A 16,900-nucleotide genomic window follows, 5' to 3' on the forward strand; every position below is an offset into this window, starting at 1 on the left:
TGCCCCCTATTGTTTGAGTGCTTTTATTCACAATGTTTCAGTGGGAAATTGAAATTCGTATTTATTTCTACCTCACAAAAAATCCAATAATCACTGCAATAATTAAGATAATTCCACCAAAAAATTGTCCTATTCCTGAAGCTTCTCCCATTAACAGTAAATTGAATAAGTTTTTGTTTTTTTGATTTTTTCCAAATAAGCCATCATCTGTTCTCATACGATAAATACCCCAAACTACTAAAACTATCCCAAAAATAAGTCCTATAATATACATCATTTAAATTCCTCCGTTGTTTATTTTATATGTGTATCTTTATGAAATGTGTTATTTGTCATCCTCATCAAAAATAAAAGTTTCTTCAATTGATAAATTAAAAACTGAAGCTATTTTATATGCAAGTAATACAGATGGATTATATTTTTGTTTTTCTAATGAGATGATTGTTCTTGAAGATACACTTACTTTATCAGCTAACTCTTGTTGTGTTATTCCATGTTCTATTCGTAATTCTTTCACTCTATTTTCCATAAATACCTCCTAATTAAAGGACATGAGTATAATATTTTCTAGATCCAAATTCAATAATCATTAAAGATATTAAAATAATAAATAATGCAATATTTGTTGGAATTAGCACAAAATTAGTTAAAAACATAAGAATTAAAATTTCGGGTATCAGGATATATAAGGTAAAGCGAGCAACTTTTCCATCAATTAAGGCATCTCTTTCGTCATATTCCTTTGCTAATTCTTTTTCTAGTGATTTATTCTTTCGGGATTTAACGATAGAAATTGTTGAGAACAACAAAATTATTCCACCTAACAATACTGTGATATAGCCATTATTAAATCCTACTGATGCATCGAGAAGTATTTGAATGAACCCAATTACTATTAATAAGATTGATACTAAAAGTCGCTGCATGAATAGATTTTTCAAATATACCTCTCCTAATTAACTTATTCTCCTATAGTGAAGTTTATTTCACGTGAAGTTTATTTCATATTAACTTTTTTACAAGCCAATCGTCAAGTGGTTAATAATGGCACTTTAAGTGACGAAATATTTCATCATTTGAACCTTTTTAGTTATAAAAGTGTCCAACTAACCAGCTCAGTTAGTTCAAGAAGAAATTGCTATCCTAAAGACAGCGTTGTTCTGCTAAAGCCCCCGTTTGTTTAATAAAAAAAGCTACCAAAAAGGCAGCTCATTGTAATTTCTGAATTTTTAATTGAAATCTTTTTTGTATAGTCTGAAAGCACTTATTGCACCTACAAGGAATACAATCGCTTGGAATAGTAATAAGAACTGTCGGAAATTTTGGATATCATTGTCAACTAATGAAATAAACACACCCGTCATTATCAATTGGGTAGAAAACATACTAGACATGATTTTTAAATATATGGCATTTGTTCTTTCATCTGGTTTACCAAACTTCTTACCCACAAAAAATAGAACCAGCAAAGAACCAATATAAATAAATGTCATAACCCCTACAAAAATATTAAAATTTACTACGCTTTCAAGCATCCATCTGTCTAATACATCAATCATTGTTATCTTCCTCTCCTACATATGAAAATATTTCATTAATATCTACTTCAAAAAAATTTGCAATTCTATAGGCTAACACTAAAGATGGTGAGTAATTATTCTTTTCCATAACAAAAATAGTTTGTTTGGAGACTCCAACTGCATCTGCCAGATCCTTTTGAGACATCCGCTTTAACACTCTAAACTCATATACCTTGTTTACGATTGAATCACCAAAGCTCTCTTTCACAAGACCGCCTCCCTATATTTAACATAATAAAACATAACTAGAAAAAAGTAAAGTTTAATTATACATTTTCCAGAAAAAATTTTATAAAGTTATGATTTGTATTTATATTTTATAACTAACACTTACTTTGTTTTGGTATGTCACTACTTGGGAATGATAAAACTTATCTCATATTGGGGAAACTTTTTTATTGTTATCAACTTTTTCTCCCCTTTCACACGTCTAGTAGTTGTATACAATTTGAAAATGTTAAAAAGGAGCTTCTTAGGTCATGAAAACAAGAAATGCATTTCAACATGAAGAAATATTTGTCCAGTTTATTCGCGAACAGAAAGAACGTTTTTATTTGCTCGCGTATAACTATACGAAAAATGAACAGGACGCACTTGATGTTGTACAAGACAGTATTCAAAAAGCAATGCTTTCTCTCGATCGACTAGAAAATGTCGAGTATATGAAAAGCTGGTTTTATAAAATCGTCGTACGTACAGCCATTGATTTTTTACGTAAGCATAAACGCTTACAGGTGACAGACGATGATACATTGCAATGTTTAACACCTGCACAAGAGGATGTCTACGAAAACGTTGATTTAGAGCATGCGTTAGACGAGTTACCTCAAATGTATCGTGAAGTTGTCATTTTACACTATTTTGAAGATTTAAAGCTCGATGATGTAGCTAATATCCTTAACATTAAGTTGAGTACAGCCAAATCTCGCCTTTATAAAGCGTTAAAACTCTTAAAAATTCAATTGCAAGATGTGAAAGGAGAAACAGCACATGGATAAAAAATTAAAAGAATTAGAAAAGCAATATAATGAGGTACCTATCCCTAAAGAGCTTGATTTTGTAGTGGAAAAAGCACTAAAACAAGGCACAAAGAAAAGAAAAAACCGAGCACCACTTTGGTTACTTGGATCTGCAGCGGCGGCTATACTTTTTACAGCTAGTTTAAATGCCAGTCCAGCAATGGCACAAAAACTTTCAGAAATCCCTGTTGTTGGTAGCATCGTCAAAGTTTTAACATGGACTGAATATGAAGTAAAAGAAGACACATATGATGCAAGTATTAAAGTACCTTCTATTGAAAACCTAGAAAATAAAGAACTTGCAAATACTTTAAATGAAAAATACCGTTCAGAAGGTAAGGAACTTTATGATGCCTTTATTTCTGAGGTTGATTATATAAAGGGACTTGGAGGTGGTCACGCAGGAATAGATAGCGGTTATGAAATCAAAACAGATAATGACCAAATCCTATCCATTGGCCGTTATACTGTCAATACCGTTGGATCGTCTTCTACAACAATGAACTACGATACAATTGATAAACAAAATGAAATTTTAATTACACTACCGATGTTATTTAAAGACGGTAATTATATTAAAACTATCAGCGAAAACATTATTGAACAAATGCGTGAACAAGCTGCATCCGACTCAGATAAAAAGTATTGGGTAAAAGGTGGAGGTCTTCCTGATGAAGAAGTAATAGATGGATTTACAACTATTAATGCTGAACAACAATTCTATATTTCTGATAAAGGTAAACTTGTTATTTCCTTCGATAAATACGAAGTAGCACAAGGCTATATGGGTATAGTAGAATTCGAAATCCCAACCGATGTCCTAAAAAATGATCTTGTAAGTTCTGAATATATTCATTAATCATTTCGCTAAAAAGCATAGTCCCAAAATACGAGGGATTTGGCAATTAAATTGTCAAATACCTCGCTTTTTTATTTATGAAATACTGTTTCATTAAAGATACTGTTATGACTAATTAGTATAGCAGGCCATTAAATTAAAAAAATAACAGTTTCAGATTAATCACTTTAAATGTAGCCAACCTTTTCAAGTAACTTTAAAGTTGTATAATTTAGATTAGGAAGTTTGTCTAAAGAGAAATATTTTAATGCTTTGCTTTCTTCATTTTTCTTAATAGTACCAGTTACACTTGTAGTTTTATAAATCGCGGTTGCATTGTAAATTTCATCCCCATGAGGGAACTTATAATATAATTCTTTCCCAGAAGCTAATCCAACTAATATCAATTCTTGAGCGATTAATCCTGTTTCTTCAAATAATTCTTTTTGAGCGGTTTCTTCAAAACTATCTCCAATTTCCATACCGCCACCAGGAAGCCCCCAATCATTTGTATCTGAACGTAATTGTAATAATATTTCATTCTTTTCATTCAAAACAATAATTGCAGACCCTGGTGCAATTATCGGTCTTGTACCAATGTGTTGTCGTAAAGATTTAATATAATTCATTATGTTCCTTCTTTCTCGAAGAATTTACCAAAGTTTAGCATAAGTTATTTATTTTACCAAATAGTCGTTTGGTCACATTTCTTAACTTAGCGTTGTAAATCCCCATAATTTTGAAGGTACTCCTTGTTGCACTAAACTGCTACGTTAGTTCAATAAGAAGTTGAAACACCTTAATATCTCTTTAATATTTTGTATTGGTCATAATTTTTGGAAATACATATACTTAATATCGATCAACGATTATCAAGACTAGGGATATTGAACTAGAGTTGAACTCTAGGGCAATATCCCTTTTCTTATCCCTAGAGATAAATGATATATTTGAACAGTTTGTAGACCTACTTATAACACAATTAGGAGAATTTTTTATGTCTAGAAGTAGAAAATATGTGTAGCTTTAAAAAAAATTTCGATTAAAAGAGTACTCCCAGCATGAATTTATAATAGAAAAAAAACGCCTTTTGATAAAAGCTTGACCAAAATAGGGGTTCTAGTTGTTAAAAGGTAATTATTTCGTAAGCTGGAACTGCAACAAAGGCGCCCGTTTCTACAACAATTTTTCAAAAGCAATTTTTACTTCGTCCGAAAATGACCAATAGTGCTGAAAAAAATCGTCTAATTTCTGCATTTATGCTGATGTCGGTCCGTAAAGCTATTGTCCATTTACGCTTCCTAGTAACATAGTTTCCTCAGCGATGACATCTTACCTAAAGAATTGATAATAGACGCTATGCCACCTGCTACAAGGACTGTTTCCCCAACAGTTTAGGCCACTTAGTCATCATAAGTCATAGTAATTGGCACAAATTAAAAAATGATGTTTTTCATGAATAGCTATTAAGTGTATGCTTTGGATAAGATTTGGATAATGAGCGAGTGGATCTGGATATCTTATATGCCTGCAACATTATCCACTATATTAGAAACCATACTTTCTAAATACTTTGTTTTTTTCTAAATAATCAGCTATTCGTTTATTTTTACTTCTTTCTTTATCGTTCTTTTTCGTATTGCATATACGACTACCATCAAAAGAGGTAAAAAAAGTCCAATTGATAATGTTAAGGAATTACCCGTCGTACTGTCCCAATGTTGTTGGTACATGACATTAGGATAAATCACGAGAGAAAGGACCACGGCAATCATTCCTAGTGGTAATGTTAATGGGCGGTAATCTTTCAAATTCAGAATTTGTGCCATCCCTAAAACGGAAGCGTAAAAATAAAGAGTCGATTTAAAATAGAGGGTGATAAACCAAAGTGAAGCCATTAATCCTTCAATACGCTGTACAAAATTCCCAATATTTATCCTTTTAGTCAATTCATAACTTGGATATATCTCTCCAGCAGTTTTATCAACACCAAATACCGAAATACACAAAAATGTAATAACGATGATGACGATGCCGCCTATTAAGTTTCCAATTAAAAAAGATTTTTTAGCTTGTTTCATTTTGTTAATAAAGGAAGGAAAAATCATTAATAAAAAAATAGCATTTACTGAAGATACTACGACATAAAAAAAGGATGATTGAATGATTTTTTTTGTCCCCATCTCATATACAGGCTGTATATTTTCAAACTTTATTTCAGGTGAAATAAATACCACTAAAATGAAAAAAATAACAAAGAACACGACAACTAAGATTTCTGCAGTACGAGCGAAGGTTTCTAATCCAAGACGGACTCCCATCACCACAATCCCCGCCATAAGAATATTAAGGGCTACCATTGGAGTATTTGGCATCATATGGATATTTAAGAATAACCCAAAATAATATAAAAGTTCTGAAGCATAAATAAGAGACGTGAGTACAAACAAAGCAGCAAAGGCTTTCCCTACCCATTTTCCAAATAGTTTTTCAAGGATTTGGACATAGGTGAGGTGAGGGAACCAAAGAGCTATAGTGATGAATAGCCATACGGCCAATAATCCTATACCCGTACCAAATATAGCGGCAAGCCAGGCATCTTGCTTCGCGTTAGTTGCTAATGCTGATGGTACAGTTAAGATGCTCGTACCAATCGTAAATAAAATAACTAATACTAGAAATTGATACGAATTTATTTTAACGTCTTGCATCATTTCATATCATACCTTCCCCTATACACTGTTCTTTTATTTCAACAAATGAGAAATAACGTCATCAAGCGGTTTAAAAATAATAGTGAGTAAATCTAGTGGATTTGGAATAGGTTTTTCAAATCCAAGTGTAATACTTAGACCTACCCCAATTGCAAGTAGAATTGAAAACACCAGTAACTCTTTTTTATATCTTTTTTCCAAGAGAGGTGGAACTTCAATCCACAGAATGGCTGCTGCAATCAGTAGTATTCCTATACTTTTTATCATGATTATCTACCCTCTATCTCTTCTAAAAATGAATTACCTACTGTACCCGTATGCACAAGTTTTAGGTCTACTTTAACATTCGCTGTCATCTCAGGGAATTCCTCATCCCACTGTTCTTTAATCTTTTTCCATTCTTTCGGATTAGATCGATGAATGGCTTCACCAAATCCAAATATGTCTGACTTATACTGTCTTTGTACCGTTTCAATGGTCGATTTAATGAGCTCTTCCATCTCTTTTTCAGTATTCTTCTGTAGCTCAACAATTGTTTCTGGGTCATTAAGATTAATTTGACACTCTACTTCCCCAACATTTCCTTTTACTTTAATATTGACATCCACTTCAGGCTTACCTTTGTTTATTTTGCCTTTCATTTTAGAATCGAATTGAATAATCTCTATAGTGGCTTTCCCCTCTTCAGGACAAGATATAGCTGTTACAGTATTTTGCACTTCGTTGACGACGGCATTATACCTTCTGCCGTCTCGTTCAGTTAACCAGCCTACTAGTTTATCTTTTTTAAACACCGCTAAACCATCATATTCAATTCGCGCAAAAGGAGTAATCGATTCCACATTCTGTTTGCTTGATCCCATTTCTTGTTCCCCTGTTACTAGAATCCCTGTTAATACGGCTTCCTTCCCATCACTTATAAGATTGTCTATCAACTCATCTAATTTAAAGCCGTTCGTTGCAGCCCAAAAAGCTTCTGATGTTTTAAGCGTGTTAAACATTTTATTGGCGGGTATATTTTCAATCGTTGTTGTGACATTCAGTACTTCCCCTGCGGTCCTATCCTTAGCAATAACAACATAGAAATCAGATCGGAGTTCCCAATCTCTTGACAGAAAATCTAAGGATTCGGCTATACCTTCTTCAGCTAAATCCTCACCAAGCACAAGCATTCGAAGATGTCCAGGATATATTTTTCGAGGCGAGATCTTTGTAATTTTTCGAAGGGCTTCATATACCGTTTCTCCGTTCGCCTGAAACAAGATGACTGGTGAACGCCCAGTACTTGTTTTCGTCGTTATTTCCGAAGGTACAACCACTTGAGCAGTTACTTGGTATTCATCTTCTACTTTATCGATTCCTAATGCCATCGTAATGCCAAGCTCATTTAATTCCCTCCGGTCCCAACACCCCGCAAGGAAGAGGCTAAGAATCAGGAGAACAAACATGCACTTTTTCATCTTTTAAACCCCTTCATACTCCTTATTTTTTTGGTGGCTCTGGTTTTGCAGAGGCTGAATCTTGTTGCCTAACGATATTTTGTTGATTGATTAGACGAGGTCGTGTAAACATATTCCATCTAGGCAAGCGAATAAACGTATCCTTTTGATCGGAAAGATTAAATGGAGCTACTGGAGACATATAAGGCACGCCAAAAGAACGCAAACTACATAAATGCAGAAGTAAAGCAATTAAACCGATCGTTATTCCTACTAAACCAAAAGAAGCAGCTAATGCCATAAACCCAAAGCGTAGTATCCTGACAGAGATAGCTAAGTCGTAAGTTGGAGAAACGAAACTAGAAATGGCGGTTATTGAAACCACGATTACCATCGCAGCAGAGATTATGCCTGCTTCAACCGCTGCTGTTCCAATTACAAATGCTCCTACTATAGACATAGCTGAACCGATGCTTCGTGGCATTCTTAAGCCTGCTTCACGCAAGATTTCAAAGGTAACTTCCATTATGACTGCTTCAAAAAATGTCGGAAATGGGACACCTTCTCTTTGGGCTGCCAGACTAATAAGAAGTGCGGGCGGTAGCATTGCATGATTAAAAGTTGTGATTGCAATAAATAATGCTGGTGCAAGCAATGCAATCGCGAATGCAAAAAAACGAAGGAGTCTAATAAGACTCGCAATATCCGCATGTTGGTAGTAGTCGTCTGAAGATTGAAAAAATTGAACAAATAATGCTGGAACAATTAGGACAAATGGTGTTCCATCTACCAAAATGGCTATGCGTCCCTCCAATAATGCTGCAGCTACTACATCCGAACGTTCCGTATTGAATATAGTTGGGAAAGGTGAATATGGTGTATCCTGAATCAATTCCTCGATATTTCCACTTTCAAGAATCCCGTCAATATCTATTTTATCCAAACGCAAACGGACTTCTTTCACTATTTTATCATTTGCAATTCCTTTGATATACATCATGGCAACATTCGTTTTCGTACGTTTTCCAATAACTTTTGATTCCATCCAGAGATTTGGGTCTTTCAGTCTTCTACGAACTAATGCGGTATTTACACGCAAATTTTCGGAGAATCCTTCGCGGGGTCCTCTTACTACCACTTGGGCTGTTGCTTCCGTTACTCCACGCTCAACCCAATACCTATTGGAAATGATTAAACCTTGGGCATATCCATCGATTAAAAGAATCGTATCCCCCGATAAAAGTCCAGTAAAAAGCACTTCAAAATTAGTTATTTCTTTAATTTCTCCTACTGTCATGGCATAATCTTTTAAAATGCTAATAAGATTTTGTTCAGGAGATAGCTTTTTCTGTAATTCGGTCCCTTTGATATCTAGCATGAGCGTTTCCAAAATAAAATTTTGTAATGAGGTTGTATCGGTTAATCCATCTGTATAGAAAATACCGGCTTTAATTGTTTCTTCTTTTCCAATTCGAATTTCTCTAATGATAATATCCGAGCTTTTTCCAAGTGAATCTTTTATTATTTGTATATTTTCTTGAAGGTTTGTTTTTAATTCGTTTGCTGAACTTGTCTCCATCATTTGACTAGCTGAAATAGAATTTGAATGCATTTTAGAATTACTTTTCTTTCTGAAAAAGCCCATAGACTACCTCACATTTACTTTTTATTTTTTTGTCGTTCTATATTAATTTTATTTATTACTTTCCTAGTTAGGAATATATTTGATTATCCTTAAACTTTTCTATTAAGAATGTTGATAAGAGATGGATTTTCATTTTCTTGAGCATGAGGAAACTCCTTTCAACTGAAAAGTCTTAAACACATATTTTTTCTAAACTAAATAAATCATACTACTATTATTAAATAGCAGGATTTTTTCGACAAAACTTCTAATTAAGGGACAAAAAAAGTAAATGGAAAAATACACTTCCCATCTACCAAAATATTAAAATACTGCAGTAATTAATAAAGCTTTCGTAAACACTGTACACCCATGGTTGGCTCGGAAGTAAGGAAGGCCGTATCAATAAGGAAAAAATATTTGCTGTTACATCAATGATAATAGCGCTTATTTTAGTTAACAAGGAGGTCTAAAAAGATGGGGATATTTATGATTCTATTTACTTTACTTGGTGGTATCACATTGAGCGCACAATCAGCTATTAATGGTACATTTAGCCGTAAAGCGGGAACAATTGAAATAACATTCTTAATCTTTGTAACTGGTTCTATGTTTTTAGCTCTACTCTATCGCATTCCTGAAAACAGAAAAAACCCACAAACCCTGATATATCAAGGTTTATGGGCTTTCAAATGTTTCTTATCTTGACTAAAAAACATCTAAATATACCGATAGTCGGGGTCGAACCGACACTCCTCACGGAACGCGATTTTGAGTCGCGCGCGTCTGCCAATTCCGCCATATCGGCAAAGCAAAAAAAAGGAATAAAAAAAACCGGAATAACCGATTTAAAGTATATGGAGGCGGCAACCGGATTTGAACCGGTGGTAGAGGTGTTGCAGACCTGTGCCTTACCACTTGGCTATGCCGCCATATATTATATATTTATAGTTTTGGAGCGGAAGACGAGGTTCGAACTCGCGACCCCCACCTTGGCAAGGTGGTGTTCTACCACTGAACTACTTCCGCAAATATAAAAAAATGGCTGGGGAACCTGGATTCGAACCAGGGCATGACGGAATCAAAATCCGTTGCCTTACCGCTTGGCTATACCCCAATAAAGGTAATTTAAATTTTATAAGAAATGGGGCGACTGATGGGAATCGAACCCACGAATGCCTGAACCACAATCAGGTGCGTTAACCACTTCGCCACAACCGCCATTATAATATCTTACTTGAAAATTAATATTTTAAAAAAAAATAGAATGGGGCGACTGATGGGAATCGAACCCACGAATGCCTGAACCACAATCAGGTGCGTTAACCACTTCGCCACAACCGCCACTATATTATTTTGTTTACTATTTGATTAATTGGCAGGGGCAGTAGGAATCGAACCCACACTGACGGTTTTGGAGACCGTAGTTCTACCTTTAAACTATGCCCCTGTAATTAAAAATGGTGGTGGGGGACGGATTCGAACCGCCGAACCCTAAGGAGCGGATTTACAGTCCGCCGCGTTTAGCCACTTCGCTACCCCACCGAGTAATGGTGCCGGCGAAAGGAGTCGAACCCTCGACCTACTGATTACAAGTCAGTTGCTCTACCAACTGAGCTACACCGGCAAATTAAATTTATAAAGTGGGTCAGGACGGAATCGAACCGCCGACACTTAGAGCTTCAATCTAATGCTCTACCAACTGAGCTACTGACCCATAATTATGTATAAGTTATAAATGGCGGTCCCGACCGGGATCGAACCGGCGATCTCCTGCGTGACAGGCAGGCATGTTAACCGCTACACCACGGGACCATTTGGTTGCGGGGACAGGACTTGAACCTGTGACCTTCGGGTTATGAGCCCGACGAGCTACCACTGCTCCACCCCGCGATAATACTATTTATTTATGGTGGAGGATGACGGGCTCGAACCGCCGACCCTCTGCTTGTAAGGCAGATGCTCTCCCAGCTGAGCTAATCCTCCATGCTGGATACTAACTATTTAATGGTGACCCGTACGGGATTCGAACCCGTGTTACCGCCGTGAAAGGGCGGTGTCTTAACCGCTTGACCAACGGGCCATTAAAACTATTATAGTCTGGCGGAGAGTAAGGGATTTGAACCCTTGATGCAGTGTTATCCGCATACACGATTTCCAATCGTGCTCCTTCGACCTCTCGGACAACTCTCCAAGAAGATTGGCTCCGAAGGTAGGACTCGAACCTACGACCAACCGGTTAACAGCCGGTTGCTCTACCACTGAGCTACTTCGGAATAGTTTTATGTTAGCCTAGCGATGTCCTACTCTCACAGGGGGAAGCCCCCAACTACCATCGGCGCTAAAGAGCTTAACTTCCGTGTTCGGTATGGGAACGGGTGTGACCTCTTTGCCATCATCACTAGACTATTTTAAAAGACAAGATTTATTATATCGTATTTACTAATGAAAATCAAGTCTTTATTAGTAAAAAAATAAATTTTATTCTTTCAAAACTGGATAAACGTTTCATTGAAAATGTGCAATAAATTGTGGTTAAGTCCTCGACCGATTAGTATTCGTCAGCTCCATATGTCGCCACACTTCCACCTCGAACCTATCTACCTGATCGTCTTTCAGGGGTCTTACTTACTTGCGTAATGGGAAATCTCATCTTGAGGGGGGCTTCATGCTTAGATGCTTTCAGCACTTATCCCGTCCACACATAGCTACCCAGCGATGCCTTTGGCAAGACAACTGGTACACCAGCGGTGTGTCCATCCCGGTCCTCTCGTACTAAGGACAGCTCCTCTCAAATTTCCTACGCCCACGACGGATAGGGACCGAACTGTCTCACGACGTTCTGAACCCAGCTCGCGTACCGCTTTAATGGGCGAACAGCCCAACCCTTGGGACCGACTACAGCCCCAGGATGCGATGAGCCGACATCGAGGTGCCAAACCTCCCCGTCGATGTGGACTCTTGGGGGAGATAAGCCTGTTATCCCCGGGGTAGCTTTTATCCGTTGAGCGATGGCCCTTCCATGCGGAACCACCGGATCACTAAGCCCGTCTTTCGACCCTGCTCGACTTGTAGGTCTCGCAGTCAAGCTCCCTTATGCCTTTACACTCTACGAATGATTTCCAACCATTCTGAGGGAACCTTTGGGCGCCTCCGTTACTCTTTAGGAGGCGACCGCCCCAGTCAAACTGTCCGCCTGACACTGTCTCCTACCCCGTTAAGGGGCATGGGTTAGAAGTTCAATACAACCAGGGTAGTATCCCACTGACGCCTCCTTCGAAGCTGGCGCTCCGAGATCTCTGGCTCCTACCTATCCTGTACAAGTTGTACCAAAATTCAATATCAGGCTACAGTAAAGCTCCACGGGGTCTTTCCGTCCTGTCGCGGGTAACCTGCATCTTCACAGGTACTATAATTTCACCGAGTCTCTCGTTGAGACAGTGCCCAGATCGTTACGCCTTTCGTGCGGGTCGGAACTTACCCGACAAGGAATTTCGCTACCTTAGGACCGTTATAGTTACGGCCGCCGTTTACTGGGGCTTCAATTCGTAGCTTCGCTTGCGCTAACCACTCCTCTTAACCTTCCAGCACCGGGCAGGCGTCAGCCCCTATACTTCACCTTACGGTTTTGCAGAGACCTGTGTTTTTGCTAAACAGTCGCCTGGGCCTATTCACTGCGGCTCTCGTGCGCTTGCACGCTCAAGAGCACCCCTTCTCCCGAAGTTACGGGGTCATTTTGCCGAGTTCCTTAACGAGAGTTCTCTCGCACACCTTAGGATTCTCTCCTCGACTACCTGTGTCGGTTTGCGGTACGGGCACCTCTCACCTCGATAGAGGCTTTTCTTGGCAGTGTGAAATCAGGAACTTCGTCCATACGGACTCGTCATCACAGCTCAACGTATCAGTGTGCGGATTTGCCTACACACACGCCTTACTGCTTGAACAGAGACAACCAACGCTCTGCTTACCCTATCCTACTGCGTCCCCCCATTTCTCAAACGGTGAGGAGGTGGTACAGGAATATCAACCTGTTGTCCATCGCCTACGCCTATCGGCCTCGGCTTAGGTCCCGACTAACCCTGAGCGGACGAGCCTTCCTCAGGAAACCTTAGTCATACGGTGGACGGGATTCTCACCCGTCTTTCGCTACTCATACCGGCATTCTCACTTCTAAGCGCTCCACCAGTCCTTCCGGTCTGACTTCAACGCCCTTAGAACGCTCTCCTACCACGCATCCATACGGATGCATCCACAGCTTCGGTGAATCGTTTAGCCCCGATAAATTTTCGGCGCAGCGTCACTCGACCAGTGAGCTATTACGCACTCTTTAAATGGTGGCTGCTTCTAAGCCAACATCCTGGTTGTCTAAGCAACGCCACATCCTTTTCCACTTAACGATTACTTTGGGACCTTAGCTGGTGGTCTGGGCTGTTTCCCTCTTGACTACGGATCTTATCACTCGCAGTCTGACTCCCGTGTATAAATATCTGGCATTCGGAGTTTGTCTGAATTCGGTAAAGCGAGATGCCCCCCTAGTCCAAACAGTGCTCTACCTCCAGTATTCTCAATCACGAGGCTAGCCCTAAAGCTATTTCGGAGAGAACCAGCTATCTCCAGGTTCGATTGGAATTTCTCCGCTACCCACACCTCATCCCCGCACTTTTCAACGTGCGTGGGTTCGGGCCTCCAGTAAGTGTTACCTCACCTTCACCCTGGACATGGGTAGATCACCTGGTTTCGGGTCTACGACCACGTACTAATTCGCCCTATTCAGACTCGCTTTCGCTGCGGCTCCGTCTCATCAACTTAACCTCGCACGTAATCGTAACTCGCCGGTTCATTCTACAAAAGGCACGCTATCACCCATTAACGGGCTCTAACTACTTGTAGGCACACGGTTTCAGGATCTATTTCACTCCCCTTCCGGGGTGCTTTTCACCTTTCCCTCACGGTACTGGTTCACTATCGGTCACTAGGTAGTATTTAGCCTTGGGAGATGGTCCTCCCAGATTCCGACGGAATTTCACGTGTTCCGCCGTACTCAGGATACATTCAAGAGGGAATGAGGTTTCACTTACAGGGCTTTTACCTTCTATGGCGGGCCTTTCCAAGCCGCTTCAACTATCTCATTCTTTTGTAACTCCGTATAGAATGTCCTACAACCCCAAAGAGCAAGCTCTTTGGTTTGGGCTCTTCCCGTTTCGCTCGCCGCTACTCAGGGAATCGAATTTTCTTTCTGTTCCTGCAGGTACTTAGATGTTTCAGTTCCCTGCGTCTGTCCTCAACACGCTATGTATTCACGTGAAGATACTATGTGATTAAACATAGTGGGTTCCCCCATTCGGAAATCTCTGGATCAAAGCTTACTTACAGCTCCCCAAAGCATATCGGTGTTAGTGCCGTCCTTCTTCGACTCCTAGTGCCAAGGCATCCACCGTGCGCCCTTATTAACTTAACCAATAAGTTACACTTACTCAAATGAGTAAGATTTTAAAAGATTGCACGATCAATTTCTTGATCATTTTTTTATTGCTTTCAATGTCGTTTTATCCAGTTTTCAAAGAACAAGTTATTTTTGCTTTGCAATAATTTTATCACAAAGGCAAGTCTTGGTGGAGCCTAGCGGGATCGAACCGCTGACCTCCTGCGTGCAAGGCAGGCGCTCTCCCAGCTGAGCTAAGGCCCCATTTTAATTAAGAGGTATATAAAACAAATTTATATGGTGGGCCTAAATGGACTCGAACCATCGACCTCACGCTTATCAGGCGTGCGCTCTAACCAGCTGAGCTATAGGCCCTCTTAGAAGTTATATAATTTATTCATAAACCTTCAAAACTGAACAGCAAACGTTAATGTTTCATTCCATAAGGAATGATTCCGAATATATCCTTAGAAAGGAGGTGATCCAGCCGCACCTTCCGATACGGCTACCTTGTTACGACTTCACCCCAATCATCTATCCCACCTTCGGCGGCTGGCTCCATAAAGGTTACCCCACCGACTTCGGGTGTTACAAACTCTCGTGGTGTGACGGGCGGTGTGTACAAGGCCCGGGAACGTATTCACCGCGGCATGCTGATCCGCGATTACTAGCGATTCCGGCTTCATGTAGGCGAGTTGCAGCCTACAATCCGAACTGAGAACGGTTTTATCGGATTAGCTCCCCCTCGCGGGTTGGCAACCGTTTGTACCGTCCATTGTAGCACGTGTGTAGCCCAGGTCATAAGGGGCATGATGATTTGACGTCATCCCCACCTTCCTCCGGTTTGTCACCGGCAGTCTCCTTAGAGTGCCCAACTAAATGATGGCAACTAAGAATAAGGGTTGCGCTCGTTGCGGGACTTAACCCAACATCTCACGACACGAGCTGACGACAACCATGCACCACCTGTCACCGTTGTCCCCGAAGGGAAAACTGTATCTCTACAGTGGTCAATGGGATGTCAAGACCTGGTAAGGTTCTTCGCGTTGCTTCGAATTAAACCACATGCTCCACCGCTTGTGCGGGCCCCCGTCAATTCCTTTGAGTTTCAGTCTTGCGACCGTACTCCCCAGGCGGAGTGCTTAATGCGTTAGCTGCAGCACTGAGGGGCGGAAACCCCCCAACACTTAGCACTCATCGTTTACGGCGTGGACTACCAGGGTATCTAATCCTGTTTGCTCCCCACGCTTTCGCGCCTCAGTGTCAGTTACAGACCAGATAGTCGCCTTCGCCACTGGTGTTCCTCCAAATCTCTACGCATTTCACCGCTACACTTGGAATTCCACTATCCTCTTCTGCACTCAAGTTTCCCAGTTTCCAATGACCCTCCACGGTTGAGCCGTGGGCTTTCACATCAGACTTAAGAAACCACCTGCGCGCGCTTTACGCCCAATAATTCCGGACAACGCTTGCCACCTACGTATTACCGCGGCTGCTGGCACGTAGTTAGCCGTGGCTTTCTAACAAGGTACCGTCAAGGTAGCGCCAGTTACTACGCTACTTGTTCTTCCCTTGCAACAGAGTTTTACGAACCGAAATCCTTCTTCACTCACGCGGCGTTGCTCCATCAGACTTTCGTCCATTGTGGAAGATTCCCTACTGCTGCCTCCCGTAGGAGTCTGGGCCGTGTCTCAGTCCCAGTGTGGCCGATCACCCTCTCAGGTCGGCTACGCATCGTTGCCTTGGTGAGCCGTTACCTCACCAACTAGCTAATGCGCCGCGGGCCCATCCTGTAGTGATAGCCGAAACCATCTTTTAACTTTCGAACATGAGCTCAAAAGTGTTATTCGGTATTAGCCCCGGTTTCCCGGAGTTATCCCAATCTACAGGGTAGGTTACCCACGTGTTACTCACCCGTCCGCCGCTAACTTTCAAAGGATGCAAGCATCCAATGAAAGTCCGCTCGACTTGCATGTATTAGGCACGCCGCCAGCGTTCGTCCTGAGCCAGGATCAAACTCTCCATAAAAGTTAGTTTGAAAGCTCATTTGCTTTGCTAGCGTATCAACATAAAGTTGATATCTATGTTTTGTTTAAGTTCATCACTTAAACGTTTAAATCATTAACGTTTGCTTGTTCAGTTTTCAAGGTTCATGTTGTGTGCGCTGTTTTTGCGACTTCTCTAATTTAACATTTTTGTTTTTCGTTGTCAACAACTTTTTTTAAAAAGTTTTTTTAGTTAACTTGTTAAAACAAACCGTTATT

Annotated in this window: 13 protein-coding genes, 18 tRNA genes and 3 rRNA genes; 3 read left to right on the forward strand and 31 right to left on the reverse strand. The window is 40.0% G+C overall.

Features of this window, described 5'->3' with window-relative positions:
* Positions 1-67 precede the first annotated feature (67 nt).
* From CSE16_RS18340 to CSE16_RS18360, 5 genes are all read right to left on the reverse strand, one after another.
* A complete protein-coding gene (locus CSE16_RS18340; protein WP_371514668.1) occupies positions 68-274 on the reverse strand; it encodes a hypothetical protein in 207 nt (68 codons plus the stop codon).
* A 51-nt stretch (positions 275-325) separates the two neighbouring features.
* Positions 326-529 (reverse strand): helix-turn-helix transcriptional regulator, encoded by a 204-nt coding sequence (locus tag CSE16_RS18345; RefSeq protein WP_099425229.1) that lies wholly within the window; start codon positions 527-529, stop codon positions 326-328.
* Between the two features lie 13 nt (positions 530-542).
* Positions 543-941: a DUF2178 domain-containing protein gene (locus tag CSE16_RS18350; protein WP_099425230.1), complete on the reverse strand. Its 399-nt coding sequence runs from the start codon at positions 939-941 to the stop codon at positions 543-545.
* 288 nt (positions 942-1,229) lie between these two features.
* A complete protein-coding gene (locus CSE16_RS18355) occupies positions 1,230-1,559 on the reverse strand; it encodes a 6-aminohexanoate hydrolase (RefSeq protein WP_099423210.1) in 330 nt (109 codons plus the stop codon).
* A complete protein-coding gene (locus CSE16_RS18360; RefSeq protein ID WP_099423209.1) occupies positions 1,552-1,788 on the reverse strand; it encodes a helix-turn-helix transcriptional regulator in 237 nt (78 codons plus the stop codon). Before CSE16_RS18360 ends, CSE16_RS18355 begins: the two co-directional genes overlap by 8 nt.
* Before the next feature lie 271 nt (positions 1,789-2,059).
* Here CSE16_RS18360 and CSE16_RS18365 point away from each other — a divergent pair, with 271 nt between their 5' ends.
* Positions 2,060-2,578 carry an RNA polymerase sigma factor SigV gene (locus tag CSE16_RS18365; protein WP_099423369.1) on the forward strand — a complete coding sequence of 173 codons (519 nt, stop codon included), beginning with the start codon at positions 2,060-2,062 and terminating at the stop codon, positions 2,576-2,578.
* Positions 2,571-3,458, forward strand: coding sequence for an anti-sigma-V factor RsiV (locus CSE16_RS18370; protein WP_099425231.1), 888 nt, complete (start codon positions 2,571-2,573; stop codon positions 3,456-3,458). The genes CSE16_RS18365 and CSE16_RS18370 overlap by 8 nt, the downstream gene beginning before the upstream one ends.
* Before the next feature lie 167 nt (positions 3,459-3,625).
* Here CSE16_RS18370 and CSE16_RS18375 read toward each other — a convergent pair whose 3' ends face one another.
* The 5 genes from CSE16_RS18375 to CSE16_RS18395 form a co-directional block, all read right to left on the reverse strand.
* Positions 3,626-4,066, reverse strand: a complete 441-nt coding sequence (locus CSE16_RS18375) for an NUDIX hydrolase (RefSeq protein ID WP_099425232.1) — start codon at positions 4,064-4,066, stop codon at positions 3,626-3,628.
* Positions 4,067-5,032: 966 nt separating this feature from the next.
* Positions 5,033-6,151: a GerAB/ArcD/ProY family transporter gene (locus CSE16_RS18380; RefSeq protein WP_099425233.1), complete on the reverse strand. Its 1,119-nt coding sequence runs from the start codon at positions 6,149-6,151 to the stop codon at positions 5,033-5,035.
* 33 nt (positions 6,152-6,184) lie between these two features.
* Positions 6,185-6,418 carry a hypothetical protein gene (locus tag CSE16_RS18385; RefSeq protein ID WP_099425234.1) on the reverse strand — a complete coding sequence of 78 codons (234 nt, stop codon included), beginning with the start codon at positions 6,416-6,418 and terminating at the stop codon, positions 6,185-6,187.
* A 2-nt stretch (positions 6,419-6,420) separates the two neighbouring features.
* Positions 6,421-7,611, reverse strand: a complete 1,191-nt coding sequence (locus tag CSE16_RS18390; protein ID WP_099425235.1) for a Ger(x)C family spore germination protein — start codon at positions 7,609-7,611, stop codon at positions 6,421-6,423.
* 22 nt (positions 7,612-7,633) lie between these two features.
* Positions 7,634-9,235 carry a spore germination protein gene (locus tag CSE16_RS18395; RefSeq protein WP_099425236.1) on the reverse strand — a complete coding sequence of 534 codons (1,602 nt, stop codon included), beginning with the start codon at positions 9,233-9,235 and terminating at the stop codon, positions 7,634-7,636.
* 456 nt (positions 9,236-9,691) lie between these two features.
* Between CSE16_RS18395 and CSE16_RS22090 the strand changes: the two genes are divergently transcribed.
* Positions 9,692-9,922 (forward strand): DMT family transporter, encoded by a 231-nt coding sequence (locus CSE16_RS22090; RefSeq protein WP_256376302.1) that lies wholly within the window; start codon positions 9,692-9,694, stop codon positions 9,920-9,922.
* Positions 9,923-9,940: 18 nt separating this feature from the next.
* Here CSE16_RS22090 and CSE16_RS18410 read toward each other — a convergent pair.
* The 21 genes from CSE16_RS18410 to CSE16_RS18510 all read right to left on the reverse strand — a co-directional run bounded on the left by CSE16_RS18410 (position 9,941) and on the right by CSE16_RS18510 (position 16,664).
* Positions 9,941-10,022: transfer RNA gene (locus tag CSE16_RS18410), tRNA-Leu, on the reverse strand.
* A 50-nt stretch (positions 10,023-10,072) separates the two neighbouring features.
* A tRNA-Cys gene (locus CSE16_RS18415) sits at positions 10,073-10,146 on the reverse strand.
* A 22-nt stretch (positions 10,147-10,168) separates the two neighbouring features.
* Positions 10,169-10,243 (reverse strand) — tRNA-Gly (locus CSE16_RS18420).
* A 13-nt stretch (positions 10,244-10,256) separates the two neighbouring features.
* Positions 10,257-10,331 (reverse strand) — tRNA-Gln (locus tag CSE16_RS18425).
* 28 nt (positions 10,332-10,359) lie between these two features.
* A tRNA-His gene (locus CSE16_RS18430) sits at positions 10,360-10,435 on the reverse strand.
* Positions 10,436-10,482: 47 nt separating this feature from the next.
* A tRNA-His gene (locus tag CSE16_RS18435) sits at positions 10,483-10,558 on the reverse strand.
* 32 nt (positions 10,559-10,590) lie between these two features.
* Positions 10,591-10,664, reverse strand: a tRNA-Trp gene (locus CSE16_RS18440).
* 11 nt (positions 10,665-10,675) lie between these two features.
* A tRNA-Tyr gene (locus CSE16_RS18445) sits at positions 10,676-10,759 on the reverse strand.
* A gap of 6 nt (positions 10,760-10,765) precedes the next feature.
* A tRNA-Thr gene (locus tag CSE16_RS18450) sits at positions 10,766-10,841 on the reverse strand.
* Between the two features lie 17 nt (positions 10,842-10,858).
* Positions 10,859-10,931 (reverse strand) — tRNA-Phe (locus CSE16_RS18455).
* A 22-nt stretch (positions 10,932-10,953) separates the two neighbouring features.
* A tRNA-Asp gene (locus CSE16_RS18460) sits at positions 10,954-11,029 on the reverse strand.
* A gap of 3 nt (positions 11,030-11,032) precedes the next feature.
* Positions 11,033-11,107 (reverse strand) — tRNA-Met (locus CSE16_RS18465).
* A 17-nt stretch (positions 11,108-11,124) separates the two neighbouring features.
* Positions 11,125-11,200, reverse strand: a tRNA-Val gene (locus tag CSE16_RS18470).
* Between the two features lie 22 nt (positions 11,201-11,222).
* A tRNA-Glu gene (locus CSE16_RS18475) sits at positions 11,223-11,297 on the reverse strand.
* Positions 11,298-11,315: 18 nt separating this feature from the next.
* Positions 11,316-11,407, reverse strand: a tRNA-Ser gene (locus tag CSE16_RS18480).
* A gap of 8 nt (positions 11,408-11,415) precedes the next feature.
* Positions 11,416-11,490, reverse strand: a tRNA-Asn gene (locus CSE16_RS18485).
* A 14-nt stretch (positions 11,491-11,504) separates the two neighbouring features.
* Positions 11,505-11,620 (reverse strand): 5S ribosomal RNA (rrf, locus tag CSE16_RS18490).
* A 125-nt stretch (positions 11,621-11,745) separates the two neighbouring features.
* A 23S ribosomal RNA gene (locus CSE16_RS18495) occupies positions 11,746-14,672 on the reverse strand.
* Between the two features lie 152 nt (positions 14,673-14,824).
* Positions 14,825-14,900, reverse strand: a tRNA-Ala gene (locus tag CSE16_RS18500).
* 34 nt (positions 14,901-14,934) lie between these two features.
* A tRNA-Ile gene (locus tag CSE16_RS18505) sits at positions 14,935-15,011 on the reverse strand.
* Positions 15,012-15,107: 96 nt separating this feature from the next.
* Positions 15,108-16,664: ribosomal RNA gene (locus CSE16_RS18510) — 16S ribosomal RNA — on the reverse strand.
* The 16S, 23S and 5S rRNA genes sit together here with 18 tRNA genes alongside, the layout of an rRNA operon.
* Between the last annotated feature and the right edge of the window lie 236 nt (positions 16,665-16,900).

Origin of the sequence: Solibacillus sp. R5-41 (assembly GCF_002736105.1) — a bacterium.
Lineage (GTDB): Bacteria > Bacillota > Bacilli > Bacillales_A > Planococcaceae > Solibacillus.